This window comes from Acinetobacter sp. NIPH1876 (genome assembly GCF_022808535.1).
Classification (GTDB): Bacteria; Pseudomonadota; Gammaproteobacteria; order Pseudomonadales; family Moraxellaceae; genus Acinetobacter; species Acinetobacter higginsii.
On record NZ_JALGBR010000045.1, the window covers coordinates 1 to 1186 of the forward strand.

Here is a 1186-nt window from a genome sequence, read left to right on the forward strand (position 1 = left end):
GGTAATCCTCCCATAAATAACCGAAGTTAAAAGTAGAGGTTAAGCAGCCATCAGAGGTGGTTTGCCTCCATTGGCTTTGTGCGGTCGCTCATGGTTATAATGCCACAACCATTGTGTTGCATAATCTTGCACTTGCTCCAATGTATCGAACAAGTGCTTGCTCACCCAACTATAACGCATTGTACGATTGTAGCGCTCGATATACGCATTTTGTTGTGGCTTGCCAGGTTGAATATATTCGATCCGTATACCATGTTGTTTTGCCCAATTGATAAATTCATGACTGATAAATTCTGGGCCATTGTCGCATCGAATCACTGATGGTTTCTCTCGATATTCCAGTAACTGATTGAGTGTTCGAATCACTCGGATTGTAGGTAATGAGAAACCTGCTTCAATCGCTAAGCCTTCACGACGGTAATCATCAATTACATTCAATAGGCGAAACTTGCGACCATCGATCAGCTGATCATGCATAAAGTCTAATGACCAAACCTGATTTGCTCGAACCGGTTCCTTAAGTGGTTCAGGTACATGCCGTTTCAGTCTTCTCCTTGGCTTAATACGTAGATTCAGTGCCAGCTCACAGTAAATACGGTAAACACGCTTATGATTCCAACCGTAATTTTCAACATGGCGTAGATAAGAGAAACACAGACCAAAACCCCAATCCGTATTTTCCTCAGTGAGTCCAATCAGCTGCTCTGCAATTAATACATTGTCATCGTTCAATTTGGACTGATAACGGTAGCAAGTTTCACTGATACTAAATGCCTTGCAAGCCAAGCGAATGCTGACGGCATGATCGACAACAGCTTGTTGCGCCATCTGACGACGACAAGATGGCTTTACCACTTTTTTGACATGGCTTCCTGAATGATTTCGGCTTTGAGCCGCTCTTCAGCATACATCTTTTTTAGCTTGGCATTTTCTGCTTCAAGTTCTTTCAACCGAGCAATTAATGAGGCATCCATACCGCCATATTTAGCACGCCATTTATAGAAAGTCGCATTACTCATGCCATGTTCACGACAAAGAGTGGTAACAGGCGTGCCAGACTCCGCCTGTTTCAAAATAGACATGATCTGACTGTCAGTAAATTTAGATGTTTTCATGCAGAATCTCCTGCTTCTATCTTAAGAGAAAATTCTACTTTTACATCCTTTTATTTTTCGGGGGGATTACC

The 1186-nt window shown here is 42.3% G+C and carries 1 protein-coding gene; it reads right to left on the reverse strand.

Going from position 1 to position 1186, the window contains the following annotated elements; genetic code table 11:
- Nucleotides 1–39 precede the first annotated feature (39 nt).
- Nucleotides 40–1115 (reverse strand): IS3 family transposase gene (locus MN869_RS20320; protein WP_111804964.1). Its coding sequence is split into 2 segments (ribosomal slippage): nt 40–863 and nt 863–1115, totalling 1077 coding nucleotides; the frame shifts between segments, so codons are not numbered across the junction.
- Nucleotides 1116–1186: the final 71 nt, after the last annotated feature.